We start from the raw sequence: 18,060 nt of genomic DNA, 5'->3' as shown, positions 1-18,060 counted from the left end.
GGTAGGGCGCTTCGGGTCATAGGAAAACGCTGGTTTGGCTGCTAGTTTGTCAAAATCATTTTGACAAAGAGTGCCTTGGATATGGTCAGTCTGGATCGGTTTGACACCTTCAAAGCGGTGGTCGAGGCGGGATCACTCACGGCTGCTGCCGACACATTGGGGCAAACGCGCGCCGTGGTCAGTTTCAACCTCAAGCGCCTGGAGGAAGAACTGGGCGTGACCTTGCTCACCCGCAATACGCGGCAACTGGCGCTGACCGATGCCGGTGAGCGCTTTTATCGACGCTGTTTGCGCACGCTGGATGAGGCGCGGCTGGCGATCGAAGAGGCGCGTTCGGAGCACGCTCAGCTTAAGGGCACCTTGCGCATCACCACGACTGTCGAATTTGCTCTGGCCCAGGTGGTGCCGGCGCTGGAAGTGTTTCGCCAGCAGCAACCGCAACTGAATATTCATTTGTCCACATCATCGACCCATGCCGATTTGATTTCCGAGCGGTTTGACCTGGCGATTCGTCTGGGGCGCATGCACGACTCCAATCTGCGTGCAGTGCAGTTATCGACGTTCGAAGTGTTTGCAGTGGCGGCGCCGGGGTTGGTCGAACGCTTTGCGCCGGTGGCCACGCTGGCAACGCTGGAGTCGATGCCGACGTTAGGGCATGGGCGGGTGCCGGAAATGACCGTGAGCGATCCGGCCGGTGTGGAGCATTTCTATCAGCCTAAACCGGGGAACACCGCGATTGTTGCGGATAACTCGGCGACGCTGCGGGCGTTTGCGTTGACCGGGCAAGGTGTGGCGATTTTGCCGCAATGGTTGATTCAGGACGATCTCGAAGCGGGGCGGTTGCAGCGTTTGCTGGTGGATTACCGGTTTGCGCAGCAGGGGGTGTATGCGCTGTACCCTGACACCCGGCATTTGCCGCTGAAAGTGCGGGCGTTCATTGATTTCATGAAGGGCTGGGCCTGAGTGTTTGAGGTGTATTTTCTGGCCTCTTCGCGAGCAAGCTCGCTCCCACAGGAGATCTTCGGTGTGACAGATAGCCAATGTGGGAGCGAGCTTGCTCGCGAAGGTGTCGACTCTAGTTCAGAGCTTTGCGCGCAATCCGAACCGCTTCATCAACGTCGATTCGAGCAAGCCCTTGGGCAACAACGCCGCCAACAACGGCAACGCCCGGCTGCCGTTACCAATGCGGATCAACCGCGGCGGTTTGCTCTGCTGCACAGCCTTCAACAGTTCAGCGGCAAACTCACTGGCCGGGGTCGGCTTGTCCTGCGACGCCTTGGCCCGCGCGCGAATGCCTTCACGCAGTGGAAACCACGGCGATTGTTCATTGATCAACTGTTCGGCTTCATGCCCGGCGTTCTTGGCAAAACTCGACTGGATTGCCCCCGGTTGAACCTCCATGACGCGAATGCCGAACGGTGCCAGTTCCATGCGCAGTGCATCGCTCAACGCATGCACCGCCGCTTTCGATGCGCAATAGGCACCGGCGAACGGCGTGACCAGAACCCCTGAAACACTGCCGATATTCACCACCAGACCCTTGGCCCGGCGCAGCACCGGGAACAGCGCGCGCGTGACCCCGACAATCGAAAACACGTTGGTTTCGAATTGACGCTGCATGGCCGCCACACCGCCGTCGAGCAGCGGTCCCATAGCGCCATAGCCGGCGTTGTTGATCAGCACATCGAGGCCGCCGTGTTGCTGGTTGATCCGCTCGGCGAGTTGTTCCAGCGCCGCATTGTCATTGACGTCGAGTTGCACGGCGGTGAACCCGGCTGCCGCCAGCACCGTCACGTCTTCAGTCTTGCGCGCACTGGCCCAGACTTCGTATCCGGCGGTTTTGAACGCATCGGCGAGGGCGCGGCCGATGCCGCTGGAACAACCGGTAATCAACGCAACGGGCATGGCGCATTCCTTGTGCAAAAAATCGGGGGAGGGGATCAGTCGGAAAAACTACCCTGCAATCGCTCGGCGCGAAACTCCAGGGTTTGCGGGCGATATCCGGGGCGCAGGGGCGGCAGCGGCAGGCAGTCTTCCCACTCGCCACCGGCCTGCAATTCGCCGGGGCCACGATAGCGCGGGGCGGTGTATTGGTTGTCGGCCAGATTGACCGTGTCGCCCGGCGCGTAGGCAGCGATGCGCCAGCGCAGTTCGGTCAGGGGCACGTCGTTGCCGTTCTTCATTTTCAGTTGCAGCGGACGATCGGCCGGGCATTGTTCGGGGGCGTAGGCAATACGCATCTCAAGGCGCGCCAGTTGCTTGATCTCGCGGTTGTCCAGCCACACCACCCACATGGCCACGAAACCCAGGCCAATCGCCGCCGCCACCGACACCGGCAGGGCCTTGGCCGGGTAGCGCAACAGCAGGATCAACCAGGTGATGACCAGCAGAATGCCGATGAACATGTCGCACAACCTCGAAAAGAGAGAGGGTCATCCTACCTAAGCGTAGGTGAGGTTGGCGATGGGCATCGGGACTTGCGGTGTCTGACCGGGCCTCTTCGCGAGCAGGCTCGCTCCCACAGGGGAATGCATTTCAAGTGTGGGAGCGCGCCTGCTCGCGAAGAGGCCATTTCAGGCGACACAAAATCATGACAAAAAAAGCCCCCGCCCAACCCGCTGCGGATAGGGGACGCAGCGGGCTGGACGGGGGCTTCTTGTTTTATCGATCAGTTATTGCGCGATGGTTTTCACCGACACACCGCGTTCGATCGGGGTGGAGCGGCCGTAGATATCTTCGAAGCGTTCGATATCGTCTTCACCCAGGTAGCTGCCCGATTGCACTTCGATAATTTCCAGCGGGATCTTGCCCGGGTTGCGCAGGCGGTGCACCGAGGCGATCGGGATGTAGGTCGACTGGTTCTCGCAGAGCAGGAACACGTTTTCATCGCAGGTCACTTCGGCGGTGCCGCTGACCACGATCCAGTGCTCGGCGCGGTGATGGTGCATCTGCAGCGACAGGCACGCGCCCGGTTTCACCGAGATGTGCTTGACCTGGAAACGCCCGCCCATGTCCACCGAGTCATACGAACCCCACGGACGATAGACCTCGCAGTGGTTCTGGGTTTCGCTGCGGCCTTGCTCGTTGAGCGTGTTGACCATCTGCTTGACGCCCTGAACCTTGTCTTTGTGGGCGATCATCATGGCGTCTTTGGTCTCGACCACGACGATGTTTTCCAGACCGATCACCGACACCAGTTTGCCGTTGCCGTGGATCATGCAGTTCTTGCTGTCCTGAATTACCACGTCGCCTTTGGTGACGTTGCCGTTGGCGTCTTTCTCGTTGACTTCCCACAGCGACGACCAGCAACCGACATCGCTCCAGCCAGCGGTCAGCGGCACGACGCAGGCGCGCTGGGTTTTTTCCATGACGGAGTAGTCGATGGAGTTGTCCGGGCAGCAGGCGAAGGTGGCTTCGTCGAAGGTGATGGTGTCGGCGTCCTGCTGGCTGCGTTCGAGGGTCAGCAGGCAGGTGTCGTAGATGTCCGGGTCGTGCTTTTTCAGTTCTTCGAGGAAGCGGCTGGCGCGGAACAGGAACATGCCGCTGTTCCAATAGTAGCCGCCGGATTCGACATACTCGGTGGCACGTTTCACGTCAGGTTTTTCGACGAAATGCGAGACGCGGCTGACGCCTTCTGGCAGCAGCGAATCGCCGGTGGATTTGATGTAGCCGTAACCGGTTTCCGGTTTGGTCGCCGGTACGCCGAACAGGACCATTTCGCCGTTTTCGGCAGCGACGGTGGCCAGGGCCAGAGCACGTTGCAGGGCTTTCTGGTCTTCCAGTACGTGGTCGGCCGGCAGTACCAGCATCAGTTCGTCACGGCCTTCATTGACCAGCATCATCGCGGTCAGCGCTACGGCTGGCGCAGTGTTGCGGCCGAACGGCTCCATGAGAATGCGTTGGCATTCCAGTTTGCGATTGGCCAACTGCTCGTTGACGATGAAGCGGTGATCCTTGTTGCAGACCACGATCGGGGTGTCCATGCCTTCGAACACCAGGCGCTCGAGGGTCTGCTGGAACAGGGTGTGTTCGCCGGTCAGGGCGAGGAATTGCTTAGGGAACTGCTTACGCGAAAGCGGCCAGAGACGCGAACCGCTACCACCTGACAAGATCACCGGAATCATATTGTTTACTCCATAAAATCGATTGGTTAGAGGCACGAACGCTGTGTCGTTTCACTCTTGTTTTTGTTTCGTATCCGAACTGACAACCCGATTCATTGTGGGAGCGAGCTTGCTCGCGAAGGCTGCGTATCAGTCGACACATCTGTTGAATGTCAGACCGCTTTCGCGAGCAAGCTCGCTCCCACAGGGGATATGTGTCAGTCAGGAAAAATGATTAGCGAGTCGATACCGGGCGTTTCACCCAGACTGGCGACAGGCTGCTGCCGCTGCCGGTGACGTACAGCACCGCAGCTTCTCCGCGCTCAAGGGCGACCGGTTTGACGTCGCCGACTTTCTTGTCACCTTCGTACAGCGCCAGGCTGACTTTCACCGGGTTGATTTCCCGTTCGCCACGGCCCTTGGCAGCCACGTTCGGCACCACGTCGGTCTTGCCGTCGGCGGTCTTCAGGGTCAGCGGCTTGTCGCTGAGGTTCTGTACGCGCACCAGGGATTTCTGCTTGTTCTTGAACGGCGGCTCTTCAATCAATTGCGGCGCGCCGGAAGCGTTGTTGACCAGGGTGTAGTAGTGGTCACCGGCGAGTTTCACCGGCAGGGTCTGGCTGCCAACTTTGGCGCTGTAATCACCGCCCGGCATGAAGCTGAAGTCACTGCTGGCCAGTGGCGCAACGTCGCTCAGGTTGGTGCTGCCGACAGTGGCGCTGACTTCAGCGTTGCTGGCGTTATAGACACGCACAAAGGTCGAGCCTTTCGGTGCGGTCGGGCCGTACAGCGCGGCGTCGCCACCGGCGAAGGCTGGGACGGAAAGCACGCTGAGGCCAGCAACCAGTGCGAAGCTTTTAGCGAGACGACGAGGAGTAGTAGTGAAAGTCATGGTGTACCTCTCTTTCAGTTTTGCGCCCGATCGGGCGTCTCGGATTTAGTGTTGATTGCTACGTTTTGTTGGCGTGCGCCGGCTTGTTTAAGCTCTGCGACCCACTGCGGGTCGGCGTCGCCGATTTCGTTGTTCACAGGCAGATAACGTTCAGGAAACTCCCAGATCAGCACCTGTGGCGGGCTGTTCTTGAAGTCATCGCTTTTCAGGTAGCTGAGCATCGGCAGGATCGGGCCGTGGCCGTCTTCGGCGTAGCTCACCACGTCGCTGTGCAGCGCTTGCTTCAGCGCACCGACGAAGTTCCAGTTGGGGTTGGCGCTGTAGCTGGTGCCGACCAGTGCCACCGGTACTTCATTGCTGGCGAACAGCGCGTCGTCACCGGCAGGCTGCTCGCCCGCTGCGACGGTGTTGCGCTTTTGCAGTGGCTCTTGCGCCGGCATCAGGTTTTCGAACAGCGGATCGAGCGGCAGGAACAGACGCAGGTCGCCCTTGTGCGTGACCTTCTCGGCCGGCGTGGTGACGAAGCGCTGCGGCTCGCCGCTGAGCGGGAACTTGTCGGCGATGGTTTTCGCCAGGGTGTTCGCGGCAATCTCGGCGCCTTCCGGCGTCCAGTGCGTATCGGTACGCAGGAACACTTGCTGACCATTCTGCTTGGCCTGTTGCAATGGCTTGAGCAGGTCAGGGGCGAGGATCTTGTCGGCCGCCACACGTTGGTGGAAATCCTGATAGAGGTTTTCGTGGATGCTCGCCGGTTTCACTTCACCCAGATGCTCCGGGTACAGACGAACCTTGGCCGGCACGATCGCCATCACCAGTTTCACGCCTTTCGCTTTCAGGGTCTGGCGCACGCCTTCAACCAGCGCGTAGTTGCCTTGCAGGTTCAGCTCTTCGTTGACGATCGGGTTGAATTCCTCATCGCTGTACAACCACTGATCGCGACCGAGCACCACGCCCGGACGACCTTCGTTGAACAGTTTGAAATCCAGCGCGGCCCAGAGATTGGTGCCCAGACGCTTGATCGGGAATTCATCGTCGTAGTGGGTTTCCACAGCCTTGGTCCAGCGGCCATTGAGCACCGTAGCGTCGGCATTGGTGCTGAAACCGAAGAAGCTGCGAACCGACCACAAACCAAGGACCAACAGGGTCACCAGGAACAGGGCGATGTAGAAGATGCGTAATGAGCGGGTCATGTCAGATCCCTCAGAACTGGAAGTAAAGGAACGGCGAGAAGCTTTGCGCCGAGAGTTTGAGAATCGAGGCGATGAACAGCAGCAGGATCAGGCCGCGCATCACGTAGCGCGACCAGTCCGCGCTCCAGTAGGCCGGTTGCACCTGGGCTTCGACGCCGACGGTGTAGCCAGGCTCGTGGATGCTTGCCGGGTTTTCGCCAGGAGCGGCTTTGATCATTCCCGGAGTCGCGGTGGCAGGGCCGTTGGCCTCGACGTTGACTTCAGGCTTGGTCTTGGCTGGCGGCTGATTGGTGTACAAATCGCGCAGACCGAAGAACGCCAGCGTCACGTACGCAACAACCAGAGTCGCCACTTGCAGACCGGTAAGGCTGGCCTGATTGAGTTCCGACAGCGACCAGTCGCCGAAGCTGAACATCGCGCCGTACATGCGCCCGGCAACGTGCAGGTTTTCGGCACGGAAGATCACCCAGCCCATGACTACGAGCAGGAAGGTCAGCGCCCAGCGAATCGGGTTGAGGCTGCGCGGAGAGGTGTTCAGGCCCAGCGCTTTTTCAATCGCCAGCCACATGCCGTGCCAGGCGCCCCAGACGATGTAGGTGATGTTCGCGCCGTGCCACAGACCGCCGAGGAGCATGGTCAGGAACAGGTTGCGATAGGTCATCAGCGTGCCTTTACGGTTACCGCCGAGGGTGATGTACAGATAGTCACGCAGCCAGGTCGACAGGCTGATGTGCCAGCGACGCCAGAACTCGGTGATCGACTGGCTGATGTACGGCTGCTTGAAGTTTTCCATGAAACGGAAACCCATCATCAGGCCCAGACCAATCGCCATGTCGCTGTAACCGGAAAAGTCGAAATACAGCTGCGCGGTGTAGGCCAGCGCGCCCAGCCAGGCATCGCCCGTGGTCGGGTTTTGCAGGGCGAAGCAATGGTCGGCGACCACTGCGAGGGTGTCAGCGATAAAGACCTTTTTGATGAAACCCTGCATGAACCGCGTGCAGCCCTCGGAGAACTTGTCGAGGGTGTGCGTGCGGTTGTTGAACTGGTCGGCGAGGTCGCGGAAACGCAACACCGGGCCGGCAATCAGGTGCGGGAAGATCGCCACGAATGCCGCGAAGTCGATCAGGTTGCGCGTGGCCGGGGTGTCCCCGCGATACACGTCGATGATGTAGCTGATCGACTCGAAGATGTAGAACGAGATACCGATCGGCAACAGCACGTGGGTGAGGATGAACGGCTCAAGACCGACCGACGTCATCATCGCGTTGATGCTGTCGACGCCGAAGTTGGCGTACTTGAAGTAGCCGAGGATGCACAGGTCAACCGCGACGCCAAGCAACAGCCAGCGCTGCGCCGGTTTGGTCCGCACACCGGCGGCACCGACTTTAAGGCCGATCCAGTAGTTCCACAGCGTGACAGCTGCGAACAGCGCGAGGAAGTCCACACGCCACCAGGCATAGAACACGTAGCTGGCGATCAGCAGCAGCAGGTTGCGATAGCGTTGCCCGCTCAAGTAGTACAAGCCGAGAAAGATCGGCAAGAACAGAAACAGGAACACGTTGGATGAAAATACCATCCCGATCTCTCCATGTTTGAACCAACAGTCAAGGGCCAAAGCCCCCCCAAACCCCCCGTGGTCGTGGAGGGGTGAAACGGTGTTTCTGTCAGGGTTGTGCAGGGCCTTGAAAACCTGCCCTCACCCCCCGCCCTCTCCCGGAGGGAGAGGGAGCCTGATCTCCATGGTTTTCAAAAATGGAGATCGACTCGGTATTTCTGTGCAGCCTGATCTCGATTGTTTTTCAACGCCTGAGACCGACTCGGTATTTCATTTCGGCGTAACTCGTACAACCACCTCGGTCAGTCCCCTCTCCCTTTGGGAGAGGGTTAGGGTGAGGGGCTTTTGCTTTATGAGCCTTTGTTGCCCTTCTCATGCGACGGGTCGTAGACCTTGGTCAGATCCCCACCCAGGCGGAAGGTCTTGAACGGCTGCATGCCGTGCTTCTTCTCGATCACATCAGGCGCACAGGTGTAGAGCGTGCAGAACGGTTCGAGCCAGGCGAATTTCATGTCCTCTTTCAGATCGGTCATGTCCTGCTCTTTGCCGTTCTTCTTCTCGAATTCATCCGGGTCTTTCACCCCCGACAACACTCGATCACCGAGACGTTTCAGCGCGCCGTTGTTTTCCTGACGCAGATCGACACCGTTGACCTGGGCGAAACTGGCGATCATCGCCAGCGGCGGCAGGGCGTAGTTGTGATAGGCGAGGGCGCGTTGCTGGCGCTTGAGTTCGTTCGGCAGGAAGCCGTCGGCATCGACTTGGTTGACGCCAACCTTGTATTCCTTCACTGCCCAGTCAAACAGGTCGCGGCGGTTGGTCGCGACCGAAGTCGCCATCACCGACCAGGCGGCCCAGTACGAGTGGTTGTTGGTTTTTTCCAGCGGCAGGTTGTCCCAATCGCTGACGACCTGATCGGCCATTTTGCTGAACCACGCCTCGATCAACTGCGCCTCCTGCTGATGTTGGGCCAGCGGATGTGAGTCGGAGAACTTCAGGCGAATGTACGAAGAGGCCATGCTGCCCAGCGCCCATTTGCGCATCGACTTGCCGGTGTGGTTGAAGTCTTTCGACATCAACGCATCGGCCTTGGCCCACGCGGTCAGCCAATTGAGCGTGCAATCGAGCTGCTCCGGGCGACCGTCGCGCATGAACTGCATCACCCGTTTGGCGGTGCCGCGTTCCAGCGTGGTGATGTCTTTGGTGGTGTCGCGAAAGGCTTTTTCCGACTGCACGTTCAGCGTCGCGCGGGCCTTGTCCGAACCTTCGTATTTGCTGCGAAATTGCAGCGGCCCGGTGTACGGCGTCGGCATCGCATCGCAGCCTTCGCTTTTGTCACCGGTCTTGAATTTATCCACAGGCGCAAAATAGCCCTGAGGTGGACGCAGTGGCGCGGCGGCCTGCGCGGTGCCGGCGAAGATCGCCAGCCCGAGCAGCGTCGGCGCTAAAAGGGTTTTCAGTTTCGAGTTTCGCATAGCAGACCTCATTGCCCGACCTGAGCGGTTTGTTGCCCAGCGCCCGGGAATACGTTGCGTTTGCAGATTTTCGCTTCGACTTTCTGCGGCGCGGTGCCCGCTTCCGGGCCCTGGACTTCGACCGCCAGCAGGTTTTGCGAGGCCCAGTCTTCGTCCGTGCGCAGCTCAAAGGCGAAACGACCGTCGGTGTCGGAGGTTTCCGGTTTCTCGATCTTGATGTCCTCGTGGCGACCGTTCATGTACCAGAGGGTGGCTTGCAGGGTTTTCACCGAAGGGTCGGCGAAGCGGATGTCGACCTGATGGCCGCTGTTCTGCAGGTTCAGGTTCTTGCTGTTGACCAGCAGTTCTTGTTTGCTGCCCGGCTTGAGCGTGGTGCTGGCGGACATTTGCGCGTCTTTGCCTTCGCAGCCGTTGTCGAGCAGGGACATCATCTGGCGATAGATGGTTTCCTGGTCGAGGCGGTACAGCGGCGAGAATTCCCAGATGAGAATTTTCGGCGGGGTCTTCTGGAATTCGTCGCTACCGAGGTACTGCAGCATCGAACCTTCCAGACCGCCGCCGGGGAAGGCGACGTTGAGAATGTCGGCGCCGATCGCCTCTTCGAGGAAGCCGGCGAAGTTGTAGTTCTTGCCGCTGTGCGAGGTGCCCACGAGGGTGATTTGCGGGTTGCCGGAATCGCCGAACAGATCGCCGTCGCCTGCTTCGCCCTTAGGCTCGGTGGTGAATTGATCCATGTACTGGATCGCGTAACTGGTGCCGCACAGTTGCCCGGCCATGTTGTGCAGGGTACCGGTCTTGCCCATGCGCCCGGAGCGCTTGGTTTCGAATTCACGCTTGGGAATGTCGGCGAAGGCCGGAATCTGCTTGACCTTCTCGGCAACGATTTTCGCCGTGCGCTGTGCGCCGTAAGGGGTCCAGTGCTGGTCGCCGCGGAAGTAGAAATCGTGGGCGGGCAGGGTGTCCGGCAGCGATTCGTTGGTCAGCGGCGACAGGTCCGGCACCACATAACCCATCTTGGCGAAACGGCCGAGCATGGTCTTGTAGTTGCCCAGCGCTTTCTCGTAATCGAACGCGGCTTTTTCCTGCGGATTGAGCTTGTTGCGGTTCACCAGACCACGGGTCGGCTGGTAAACGATCACCAGTTCGACGCCTTTGGCCTTGAACGCATCGTGCAGTTGTTGCAGGCGCTTGTAGCCGGCCGGGGTGGTGTTGAACTCGGTACGCAAATCTTCCTGCGTGCGGAACAACCAGTCGCCTTGCGCTTGCACCAGGGTGGTGAAGTTTTGCTGATAACGCGTGGTGTAGTTCTTCGCGTCATGGGCCGCCGGGCAGAGGTTGCAGCACGGTTCGGCGCTGAACTTCGGTGGCGTGGCGGCGGCGCCTTCATCGGCGCGCGCACCGTTGCTGGCCGCGAGAATGCCCACGGTCAGGGCCGACAGGCTGAGTAATCTGATCAAGTGTGGGTGCATAAAATTATCCTCAGTCCTGCATTTCGGTCTGGCGTTCGACAGGGTCGATCAGCACGGCTTTCTGCTGGCGCACCAGCAGGTCGAGAATTTCATCCTGGCGCTCGCCGAGGATGCCGTTGAAGCTGATGCCGCTGGATTTGGTCGGCGCCAGCATCGACACGCGATACAGCTCGACACTCAAAGGCGAATCGATCGACAGCGGGCCGCTGCCATTGGCCGCCAGTTCACCGCCAACGACGATCAGCGACACCTGCGCGTCGAACGGGTCAAGCTTGATGTCACGGTCGGTGTCGGTGAGGTCTTTGATGTGGCCGTAAACACCGGTCAAACCGTTGGCCATGGCGACGTTTTCGTAGAGGCGGATGTTCACGCTGTTACGAATACGGATGCCGTGACGCTTGTTGCTGATGACCTTGTTGCCCCACAGCAGGTTGTCGGCAGACTCGTAGAGGGTGATGCCGTCGGTGTGGTTCTTGTAGATCTCGTTGTAGGCAATGATGTTGTTGACGCTGTTACGGTCGATCACCAGGCCCGAGAGTTTGTTGTCGTAGCTTTTATTGTTGAAGATGAAGCTGTCGTTGACCTCACGGGAAATAATGATCCCGTGCTTCTTCTTCGTACCGTACACGGTGTTCTCGGCAATGATCAGGCCGTGGGAACGGTCGTGCGGGTCGATGCCGTAGACGATGTTGTCTTTGTAGGTGTTGCCCTTGACCACAAAGTCGCGGGTCTCGTAGCAGTAGAAGCCGTACCACATGTCGGAGAACTCGGAGCCGACGATCCAGCCGGTCGGTTCAGGACGCTTGAGCACCTTGGCCATGTTCGGCGTGTACTGGGAAATACTCACCCCGTACGACTTACTGTTGGCGTAACCGAAACTGGCCATCTTGCTGTTGACGATGTAGGTCTCGGTGCCGCCCCAGGCGAGCAGGAACGGACGGAATTCCTTCGGCGAACGGAAGGTCGCCGGGCCGTTTTCCTTCTCGCGCCAGCCGGTGACTTTGGTGTCGCGCACGAACAGTTGGCCGTCGTTGACCATGAATGCACCGGCCTCTTGCGACAGGCGCAGTTCCTGGGTCTGACCGTCGATTTCGAGGATGCCTTTACGGCCGACGACGATCGGCAGCTTCGACAGGTACACGCCCGGCGAGGTCTCGCTGAAGTACTGCTTGGGCAGTTTCTGCGCCAGGTCCTTGAGGTTCATGTAGCCGTCATCGACGAAGATCGCCTGGGGGATGCCGTGCTGACGCACCACCCATTCGGCCATCTTGTTGTCGCCGCCGATAAAGTCCTTCAGCGCGTCTTCCTGCATCATCCGGCGCACGCTGACTTTGCCTGCTTTGCTGCGGACGATTTTCGCCGCAGCGGCTTCGGCGGTGTAGCCGGAAATGTCCGGCAGTTTCGGCGCGGCCAGGTTCAGCGCTTCGGTCGGCGCGCTGCTGACCGTGTAGGTCTTGGCTTGTTGCAACTCTTTCGCGGTGGTCACCGGTTTAACCGGCTCCACAGTCGCGAAGGTGCTGGCGCTGGCCAGCAGCATCGCGCCGGCCAGCAGGCTGAGTGAGCCTGTCCTGGTGCTGATCATGTCGGGCACTCCCTTGGCGGTTTGCATCAGAAGCGCCAGATCACGTCGATGAACGCGCGATGCATGTACGAATCAACCTGCTTGCCGTAGGCATCGCCCGGTTTGAACACACCGCCACGGAAACGCACCAGGGCCGATGGCTCGTCGATCGACTGGCTCAACGCCGCCGGCAACAGGCCTTGCTTGAAGTACTTGGTGACGACCAGGTCCATCTCCTGACCCAGATCCTTGTTGCCGTCTTCAAGCGGCAGCGAGGTGCTGGAGAGGATCGCGCCGGTGGCGTCGTCGGTGTTGTTTTCCACGGCGTTGATGCCGTTGCTGCCCACCGGCTTGTTGCCGTCGACACGCCAGAACTTGTGGTAGATCAGGCTGGCGTCGTACTCGTCGTTGACCATCCACGAACCGAACAGGGTTGCGGTCTGCATGTTGTTCATTTCGCCGCGGAAGGCTTCGCCGAAACGGTGCACACGCGAGCGCGTACCGGTGTAGTTGGAGCGGTTGCTCTCCAGACCGTTCTGTTCGTAATCGGCGCTGGCGCGGGCATAGGCACCGCCGACTTGCCATTGCGGATCGAGGCGCAGGCGCACACCGATGTCGGTGGCCCAGCCGTTGACGTCTTCGCTGCGCTTGGCTTGTGCCGGGCGCGAGCCATCGGCGTTGAGGGCGTTGACCGTGTCACGGTCGCCGCTCATGCCGGTGATGCTGCCCCAATAGTTGACGGTGTTGGTGTTGCGCCAGTTGTAGGCGTCGCTGTCGGCGGTCAGGCCGAGCCAGCTGATGTCGCCGTTCTGGGTTTTATCCAGCGAGTCGCGCGGGACGCCCGGTTCGGCGTAATCGAGCTTGCCGTCATCGTGGGTGTGGTGACCACGAATGCCGACCCAGTTGCCCGGCGTCCACTGGTAGGCGGCATCGGCGTAGGCGTGCAGGCGATCCTTGTCTTTCGGCGCCAGCTCTTTGAGGTCGGTGCGGTATTCGCTGAAGCGTTCGGCGACACCGGCGTTGGCGCGCAACAGGGTGGTGTCGAAGGTCCAGTTCAGCGCTTCGATGTTGGTGTCGCGCCATTGGCCGTCGTCATTGCGCAGACGCTGGCGACCGAACTTGAGCATCTCGCCCGGGTACGGGGTGAGGCCGCTGTAACCGACCCAGAACTCACGCATCGCCAGGTAGTTTTTCTTGGTTTTGCGATCACTGTTGTCGGTGGCTTGTTCACCGTCGGATTGTTGCAGGGTGTCGGTTTCGATGATGTCGGTCGAGGTCACGGCCTGGCCCATGGCGTAGGCGCTCCACGCGCCGCTTTCGCCGTAGATCCACGGACGCAGGTCGAGGCCGACGCCGTTGACGTCGCCGCCCTTGGCGGTGCCGAGGTCACGGTCGTCTTCGGACTGGCCGGTGACTTTCACTTCAAGGCCGAAGTTCTTGGTTTCAGTCATCGCGGCCAGTGTCGGGCAAGACCAGATCAGCGCGAACGAAAGGCCAATGCCGGCCTTCACGAATGGATTCAACTTCATAATTTTTCCTCGCCGTCTTCTTCTTGCAGGGCGTGCAGTTGCAGCGTGTTCGGGTTCAGAGCGCCACGGCTGGCTTGCTCTTGTTGCAGCAGACGTTGGGCTTCGGCCAGACGCTCGGGCGGCAGTTGCGCGGCGAGGGTGGTCGCCAGCTCATCGGCTTGCGGGGTGTTTTGTGCTTTGGCCAATTGGCTGAACACGTAGGCGTTGAGCGGGTCGGGTTTGGTGCCCTTGCCTTGGGAGAACAGCTGGGCGATGGCGAAATCGGCGCTGTTCTGGCCGTTGCGCGCAGCGGTCAGCAGGTGGTCGAGGGCTTTCTGCGGATAGACCTTGCCGAGGTAGCCACGGCGATAGATCTGGCCGAGGTAGTAGTCGGCGGCGACTTCGCGGCCGACGGCTTTCTGGAAATGTTCTTCGGCGACTTTGGCGTCGGCCGGGACCAGTTTGCCTTCGTAGTAGAGCTTGCCCAGCAACAGCTCGGCGCGTGGCTGGTCGGCGGCGCGACCGTTGTCGAGGTACTTCATCATCTGGTCGACGTCGCCCAGTTCCGGGTAGTCGTAGAGCAGTTGTGCGAGGGTCACCCACGACGCCGGATAACCCGGAGCGATCGGCTCGAGCAACGACTGCGCGGTTTTCTCGTCAGTCTTGCCGAGGGTCGAATCGGCCAATACACGGGCCACGGAATCGACACGCTGCGCGGTGACCGTGCCACGGCTGTAACCGGCCTGCATCTGCTTGATCAGCTCGGCCTGTTGCTCTGGCTGGGCACGTTTCTGATAGACCGTGGCCAGTTCGACGTAGCAGATGTCGGTGGTGTTGAGCGCGGCTTTGCAGATCTTTTCCACGTCATCCAGGTGCTGGTCGTAGGTGCCTTGGGTGCGATACAGCAGCACCTGCGCCAGACCCGCTTCCGGGTAGCCGGATTTGCGCCACTGATCGATCTGCTGCTGCGCGTTGATGTTGGGGAAGCTGTGCGGGTATTGCAGGTACAGCATCGCCAGCGGGATCAACGTATTGCCTTCGCCATTGGCGGCGGCTTTTTTCAGCAGGCTTTCGGCTTCGTGGTGCTCGGCTTCGGTGGAACCCGGCTTGGCTACCAGCAGGCGACCGAGACGCGCCTGAGCGCGCGGCGAAACACTGGCGGCGGCGCGGTAAGTCGCTTCGGCCTGTTTCATTTGCGCCGGGTCGCGGCTGTCGACCTGGATATCGGCGAGGCCGACTTGCGCTTCGCTGTAACCCAGATCTGCCAGTTGCTGATAGTTCTGCGCGGCGGTGGCGGTGTCGCCACGCTTGAGCGCTTCGTTGGCCAGACGCTGATCGGGCAGGCCGGCACAACCGGCCAGACTCACCGCCAATGCCAATGCGCACACTGAACCCATGTGGGAGCGAGCTTGCTCGCGAAAGCGGTGTGTCAGTCGGCACTGAGGCTGAATGTCAGAATGCATTCGCGAGCAAGCTCGCTCCCACAGGGTTTGTGGTGTGCTTGAGATGGGTGGAGTAGTCACAGGCATATCCTCGACTTAAAGACCGGCAGCCATGGCTTTGTCGATCAGCCAGTTCAGGTTCGGGCCACGGTCGCTGTTCACTTCCACCGGGCGGCCGGCCAAGCTGCTGTCGAGCGGCTCGTCAGGCTGGATCTGCACGCGGATGTCGGAGGACAGGTCGGCGCTTTTCAGGCTGGTGCTGCTGACGATCTTGCCGGTGCGGGTCTTGTCTTCGCCGGCGATCTGGAAGCTCACCGGGGTGCCCGGACGCACGTCGCCGAACTGGCGATAGGAGAAGCGCGCATCGACGGTGGCCTGGGTGTTGCGCGGCACCAATTGGAAGATCACATCGCCTTTGCTGGCGTACTGACCGTCCGCCACCAGTTGCTGGGCCACGGTGCAATCGCACGGCGAAGTCAGGGTGCCGGTCATTTGCTTGCCGAACAATTCTTCAACCTTGGCCGGGGACAGTTGATCTTCTTCCAGGTGACCTTTGAGCACGTCGAGCATGCTGGTGCTGAAGGTCGCCAGTGGCGCGCCTTTCGCTGCAACGCCATCGGACTTGACCAGGCTCTGCACGGTGCCGTCGCGCGGCATGGTGATGTTCATCCCCGGTACGCTGACCAGACCGGCCTGCGCGTGGCTGACGAAGTACATGCCGTATACCGATTTGAAAATGAAGCCCGCCGCGACCAGGCCGACCGCGAAGATACCGGCGCTGAAGGTCACTGCTTTCAGGCGCCCGAACGGGGTCATGCCGGAGCCGCCGTCCTTGACCTTGCGCGCCTTGGTGAAGTTGTCGCGCTGCAGGGTCGCCAGCACTTCGCCGATGCTGACGATGTCGCCGGCCAGGTGCGAGGTGATCAAGTGGCGCAGGGTGGAAATATCCTGCGGTTCCAGATTCTGGAACTGGCAGCCGGCGCGGCCGGTCTGGCGGTCGAAGGAGCGCACCTGCAATTCAACGTCCATGGCGATGCCGAGGTTGTCGATGACGAATTGCAGACGCGCCTTGTACACCTGGCCAATGGTCAGCGGCAGTTGCCCGGCGTTGAACGCCAGACCACCGGCAGACAGGTCGATGACCCGCGCTTCGACCGGCGTCCGGTCAGGACCGAAGAAGCGCAGTTTGGCCGGGATTTTCACGCGGGCGTGTTGGCGCTGGGCTTCGGATTCATGCACTACGTTGGCGTTGACGGCGGTATTCATGGGGGCGATTTCCTTGTTAATTCAATAGGGGCAGGTCAGACCATCATCAGCAGCACGGCGACGAAAATGCTGCCGGCGGAGAAGGTCATGGTCCGAGACGACCAGGTGTTGAACCAACGTTGAAAGCTGGCGAGATCACGGGTCAGGGATGTGGGTTGGCGAGTCCAGGATTGTTGGTCGAGGCGGAAGAACACGTAGATCTTCACCAGCGCACCGACGATCTGGTTGTAATACAGAATCGCCGGGTAAGCCGGGCCGATGCGGTGACCGGAACACGACAACAGCAACGTCAGGATCAGGCGGGTGATGCCGATCCACAGCAGGTAAACGAGGATGAACGCGGTGCCGTACTTGAAGCTGGCGATCATCGCCACGGTCAGGCCAAGCAAGGAGGTCCACATCGATACGCGCTGATCGAACAGCACCACCGAGGTGAAGGCGCCGAGGCGTTTCACGCCCAGGCCCAGTGCTCGCGAGTTCTGCCGCAGGTTGTTGCCGTACCAGCGGAACATCAGTTTGCGGCTGGCCTTGATGAAGCTCTTTTCCGGCGGGTGTTCAACGGTGTTGATCGCCGCGTCAGGCACGTAGAAGGTGTCGTAACCGAGGCGCATCAAGCTGAACCAGCTCGACTTGTCGTCGCCGGTCAAAAACTTGAAACGGCCCAGACGCCAGTGTTGCAGCGAGTCGCTTTCAACGTCGGCGATGAATTCCGGGTTGGTCACCACGGTGGCGCGAAACACTGACATACGACCGGTCATGGTCAGTACGCGTTTGGACAGGGCCATCGAGCACATGTTGATGTGGCGCTGGGCGAAACGCAGCTTGTGCCATTCGCTCATGATGTAGCCGCCGCGCACTTCGCAGAACTCGTTGGTGGTCAGGCCGCCGACGTTGCCGAACAGCTGAAACCACGGCACGGTCTTGCGCACGGTGCCTTCGCCGAGCACGGTGTCGCCATCGATCACGGCTACCACGGCGCGGTCGTCCGGCAAGTGGCGGGAAATCGCGCGGAAACCATAGGCCAGGCCATCACGTTTGCCGGTACCGGGAATGCGCACGAAGTCGAGCTTCACGCGGTCTGGCGGATTCATTCGCGCCCACAGCGCCTTGACCAGCAGCTCATCGGACATTTCGACGATTGAGCAGACCACGGTGGTCGGCAGTTCGCAGTCGATGGCTTCGCGGATCACCGAGCTGTAGACCTGCGCAGTGGTCAGCGCGTCGATACGGAAACTGGTGACCATCAGGAACACATGCGACGGGTCCGCCGCCTTACCCAGCTTGCGTACTTTGCGACGCAGGTGCGGGTAAACGATGTAGAGAAAAATCATGCCGCGCACAAAATGCGTTGCACCCATCGAGTAGCGCCAGATACCCACGGCGCCAATCAGGAAAATGAAGTCCTTCGACTCGGAGTCGAATGTGGACGTGGGCAGCATCAAGGCCAGGCCCATCAGCAGACTGAGATAAAAAAGCCAGCCGGCTGATTGCAGAAAAAAATGTTTGAGCTTGCTCATCAGCGTCATCCGAAGGTAAGGGAGGCTTCAAGCTGCAAGCTTCGAGCTGCAAGTACTGCAACTCGAAGCTTGTCGCTTAGGT

The 18,060-nt window shown here is 60.2% G+C and carries 14 protein-coding genes; 1 reads left to right on the top strand and 13 read right to left on the bottom strand.

The window, feature by feature from the left end; translation table 11 throughout:
* Positions 1–81 precede the first annotated feature (81 nt).
* A complete protein-coding gene (locus AC0ZWN_RS14085; protein ID WP_476335459.1) occupies positions 82–963 on the top strand; it encodes a LysR family transcriptional regulator in 882 nt (293 codons plus the stop codon).
* Between the two features lie 117 nt (positions 964–1,080).
* On the opposite strand, the gene AC0ZWN_RS14080 is transcribed toward AC0ZWN_RS14085, so the two are convergent.
* The 13 genes from AC0ZWN_RS14080 to alg8 form a co-directional block, all read right to left on the bottom strand.
* Entirely contained in the window at positions 1,081–1,905 is an 825-nt protein-coding gene (locus tag AC0ZWN_RS14080; protein ID WP_476335458.1) for an SDR family oxidoreductase, read from the bottom strand.
* A gap of 35 nt (positions 1,906–1,940) precedes the next feature.
* Positions 1,941–2,405 (bottom strand): multidrug transporter, encoded by a 465-nt coding sequence (locus AC0ZWN_RS14075; protein ID WP_122609540.1) that lies wholly within the window; start codon positions 2,403–2,405, stop codon positions 1,941–1,943.
* A gap of 267 nt (positions 2,406–2,672) precedes the next feature.
* A complete protein-coding gene (locus AC0ZWN_RS14070) occupies positions 2,673–4,124 on the bottom strand; it encodes a mannose-1-phosphate guanylyltransferase/mannose-6-phosphate isomerase (protein WP_007914094.1) in 1,452 nt (483 codons plus the stop codon).
* Positions 4,125–4,338: 214 nt separating this feature from the next.
* Positions 4,339–4,995: an alginate O-acetyltransferase AlgF gene (locus AC0ZWN_RS14065; RefSeq protein ID WP_007914291.1), complete on the bottom strand. Its 657-nt coding sequence runs from the start codon at positions 4,993–4,995 to the stop codon at positions 4,339–4,341.
* Positions 4,996–5,009: 14 nt separating this feature from the next.
* Positions 5,010–6,185 (bottom strand): alginate O-acetyltransferase, encoded by a 1,176-nt coding sequence (locus AC0ZWN_RS14060; protein ID WP_186624995.1) that lies wholly within the window; start codon positions 6,183–6,185, stop codon positions 5,010–5,012.
* Positions 6,186–6,195: 10 nt separating this feature from the next.
* A complete protein-coding gene (locus AC0ZWN_RS14055; protein WP_064118394.1) occupies positions 6,196–7,761 on the bottom strand; it encodes an MBOAT family O-acyltransferase in 1,566 nt (521 codons plus the stop codon).
* A gap of 329 nt (positions 7,762–8,090) precedes the next feature.
* Positions 8,091–9,215, bottom strand: a complete 1,125-nt coding sequence (locus AC0ZWN_RS14050; RefSeq protein WP_093436266.1) for a mannuronate-specific alginate lyase — start codon at positions 9,213–9,215, stop codon at positions 8,091–8,093.
* An 8-nt stretch (positions 9,216–9,223) separates the two neighbouring features.
* Positions 9,224–10,684 (bottom strand): alginate O-acetyltransferase, encoded by a 1,461-nt coding sequence (locus AC0ZWN_RS14045; protein ID WP_476335456.1) that lies wholly within the window; start codon positions 10,682–10,684, stop codon positions 9,224–9,226.
* Between the two features lie 10 nt (positions 10,685–10,694).
* Entirely contained in the window at positions 10,695–12,266 is a 1,572-nt protein-coding gene (gene algG / locus AC0ZWN_RS14040; RefSeq protein WP_476335455.1) for a mannuronan 5-epimerase AlgG, read from the bottom strand.
* 26 nt (positions 12,267–12,292) lie between these two features.
* A complete protein-coding gene (locus AC0ZWN_RS14035) occupies positions 12,293–13,774 on the bottom strand; it encodes an alginate export family protein (RefSeq protein ID WP_476335453.1) in 1,482 nt (493 codons plus the stop codon).
* Positions 13,771–15,282 (bottom strand): alginate biosynthesis TPR repeat lipoprotein AlgK, encoded by a 1,512-nt coding sequence (gene algK, locus AC0ZWN_RS14030; protein WP_407047279.1) that lies wholly within the window; start codon positions 15,280–15,282, stop codon positions 13,771–13,773. Before algK ends, AC0ZWN_RS14035 begins: the two co-directional genes overlap by 4 nt.
* 9 nt (positions 15,283–15,291) lie before the next feature.
* Entirely contained in the window at positions 15,292–16,461 is a 1,170-nt protein-coding gene (locus tag AC0ZWN_RS14025; protein ID WP_007914303.1) for an alginate biosynthesis protein Alg44, read from the bottom strand.
* A 35-nt stretch (positions 16,462–16,496) separates the two neighbouring features.
* Positions 16,497–17,978: a mannuronan synthase gene (gene alg8, locus AC0ZWN_RS14020; protein WP_161986611.1), complete on the bottom strand. Its 1,482-nt coding sequence runs from the start codon at positions 17,976–17,978 to the stop codon at positions 16,497–16,499.
* Positions 17,979–18,060 lie beyond the last annotated feature (82 nt).

The organism is Pseudomonas sp. 3B-A001-10F, from assembly GCF_056313565.1.
This window is presented reverse-complemented; position numbering and strand designations above follow the sequence as displayed.